Annotated in this window: 2 protein-coding genes; one reads left to right on the top strand and one right to left on the bottom strand. The window is 61.7% G+C overall.

Annotated features, from left to right (window positions below; all coding sequences use genetic code 11):
- Window positions 1–40: 40 nt before the first annotated feature.
- Entirely contained in the window at window positions 41–505 is a 465-nt protein-coding gene (locus OC610_RS24805; protein WP_264431647.1) for a CopD family protein, read from the bottom strand.
- A 99-nt stretch (window positions 506–604) separates the two neighbouring features.
- On the opposite strand from OC610_RS24805, the gene dinG reads away from it, so the two are divergent.
- A complete protein-coding gene (dinG, locus tag OC610_RS24800) occupies window positions 605–2,749 on the top strand; it encodes an ATP-dependent DNA helicase DinG (RefSeq protein WP_264431645.1) in 2,145 nt (714 codons plus the stop codon).
- Window positions 2,750–2,853: the final 104 nt, after the last annotated feature.

Here is a 2,853-nt window from a genome sequence, read left to right as displayed (position 1 = left end):
ATCGCGAGCAAGCTCGCTCCCACACGGTTATATGTAATTCTCAGAACATCGGTCGCGCCGCGCCAATCGCCACCACCAGCAAGCCGATCAACAGATTGATCCCCACCAATCGCCGGATTTTCCCCAGTACCGCCGCACCCGTTGGCCAGTCCTGCGCCGTCACCGCGTTACGCAAGGCGGGCAGTTGCAAGCCCTGGATACGAATGAACAGCGCCGTCATCACCACGTACAAGCCCATCATCACCTGGACATAACGTGGCGCGGTTTCGAAACCGGCGAAGCGCATGTGGATAACGCCCACGCCGCTGATCGGCAGCAACACCACGGCGATCCAGACCCAGACAAAAAAACGCTGAAACACTTCTACCCACAATTTCAGCCGGGCAGGGCCTTCAAGCGCCGTGATTGCGGCGGGACGCAGGACCATCCAGGCGAAAAACATGCCGCCGACCCAGACCAGGGCCGCCAGTAAATGCAGGGTGTAGACAAGGGCAAAGGGTGTCATTGGGTCACTCCGTTCTGCGCAGGATTCATTAGCGGGGTATGATAGCCGCCGATCCGAACCACTGAAAATTTATCCAGCGTTTTTTGCGCCCGACCATTCATGATCAGCACCGAACTCAAAACCACGATCCAGGGCGCCTATTCGCGTTTTCTCGAAGCCAAGAGCCTCAAGCCGCGATATGGCCAGCGCCTGATGATTGCCGAAGTGGCAAAAGTCCTGGGTGACATCGACACCGACGACGAAGGCCGGCGCAGTGGCGAACCGGCCGTCGTGGCGGTGGAGGCCGGCACCGGTACTGGCAAGACCGTGGCCTACAGCCTGGCAGCCATTCCTACCGCCAAGGCTGCCGGCAAGCGCCTGGTCATCGCCACGGCCACCATCGCGCTGCAGGAACAGATCGTCTTCAAGGACCTTCCCGACCTGATGCGCAACAGCGGGCTGAACTTCAGCTTCGCCCTGGCCAAGGGTCGCGGACGCTACATGTGCTTGTCCAAGCTCGACATGTTGCTCCAGGAAGGCCATGCGCAGACTGCCACGGCGCAATTGTTCGAAGAAGAAGGCTTCAAGATCGAAGTCGACGAAGCCAGCCAGAAGCTGTTCACCAGCATGATCGAGAAGCTCGCCGGCAATAAGTGGGACGGCGACCGCGACAGCTGGTCCACGGCGTTGGAAGACGCCGACTGGTCCCGCCTGACCACCGACCATAGCCAGTGTACCAACCGTCATTGCCCGAACTTCGGCCAATGCGCCTTCTACAAGGCCCGCGAAGGCATGGGCAAGGTCGACGTCATCGTCACCAACCACGACATGGTGCTGGCCGACCTGGCCCTGGGCGGCGGTGCGGTCCTGCCGGACCCGCGCGACACGATCTATGTATTCGACGAAGGCCATCACCTGCCGGACAAGGCCATCGGCCATTTCGCCCATTACACCCGCCTGCGTTCCACCGCCGATTGGCTGGAAACCACCGCCAAGAACCTCACCAAGTTGTTGGCCCAGCATCCATTGCCGGGTGACTTGGGCAAGTTCATCGAGCAGGTGCCGGAGCTGGCGCGGGAAATCAAGACGAACCAGCAGTTCATGTTCACTGCGTGTGAGCAGGTTGCGGACTTCAAGCCCGGCGAAGACGTCGAGGGCCGCGAGCGGCCACGGCATCGGTTCGTCGGCGGGGTGATTCCCGAGCACATGCGTGAAATGGGCATCGAGCTCAAGAAAGGCTTTGCGCGGTTGACCGACCTGTTCACCCGCCTGACCGACCTGCTCAAGGAAGGCATGGACGGCGAGGTCAATATCGGGATCGCCAGCAACCAGGCCGAGGAGTGGTATCCACTGTTTGGCAGCCTGCTGTCCCGCTCGCAGGGCAACTGGGAGCTGTGGACGGCCTTCACCACCGAAGACCCGGAAGACAACCCGCCGATGGCACGTTGGCTGACCCTGGCCGAAAGCGGTTCGCTGTTCGACATCGAGGTCAATGCCAGCCCGATTCTCGCGGCGGAAATGCTGCGCCGCAACCTCTGGAACGTGGCCTATGGCGCGCTGGTGACATCCGCTACGCTGACGGCCCTGGGCACCTTCGACCGCTTCCGCATGCGCGCCGGGCTGCCGAAAAAAGCCGTGACCGCCGTGGTCCCGAGCCCGTTCCACCATGCCGATGCCGGTGTGTTGCGGGTGCCGGACCTCAAGGCCGATCCACGGGACGCCGCCGCCCATACCGCCGCCATCATCCGCGACCTGCCAGAGTTGGTGGAGGGATCGCGAGGCACCTTGGTGCTGTTTTCCTCGCGCAAGCAGATGCAGGACGTCTTCGATGGGCTTGACCGTGATTGGCGCAAGCAAGTGTTCATCCAGGGCAACCTGTCGAAGCAGGAAACCTTGAACAAGCACAAGGCGCGGGTCGATGGCGGGGACTCCAGCGTACTGTTCGGCCTGGCAAGCTTTGCCGAAGGGGTGGATTTGCCCGGCGCCTATTGTGAGCACGTGGTGATCGCCAAGATTCCTTTCTCGGTCCCGGACGACCCGGTGGAAGCCGCACTGGCCGAATGGATCGAAGCCCGGGGCGGCAATCCATTCATGGAGATCTCCGTGCCGGACGCTTCGCTGAAGCTGGTCCAGGCCTGCGGTCGCCTACTGCGTACCGAGGAAGACCGCGGCACCATCACCTTGCTCGATCGCAGGCTGGTGACCCAGCGCTACGGCAAGGCGATCCTTAACGCGCTGCCTCCGTTTCGGCGGGAGATTTCCTGATACGCCTGGGTCTGTAGGAGCTGCCGAAGGCTCGGGCCGCGTTCGGACGATTTTTTGATCTTTCGCTTGGGACTCAACTGTTTGGGGAAAGATCGCAGCCTCGT

Origin of the sequence: Pseudomonas agronomica (assembly GCF_025917275.1) — a bacterium.
Lineage (GTDB): Bacteria > Pseudomonadota > Gammaproteobacteria > Pseudomonadales > Pseudomonadaceae > Aquipseudomonas > Aquipseudomonas agronomica.
Note: the sequence above shows the minus strand (reverse complement) of the source record. Positions and strands in the feature narration are given on the sequence as shown.

Bases quoted from the DNA above. Each gene is read 5' to 3' on its own strand.
- OC610_RS24805 (WP_264431647.1), bottom strand. From the start codon at position 505: ATGACACCCTTTGCCCTTGTCTACACCCTGCATTTACTGGCGGCCCTG.
- dinG (WP_264431645.1), top strand. From the start codon at position 605: ATGATCAGCACCGAACTCAAAACCACGATCCAGGGCGCCTATTCGCGT.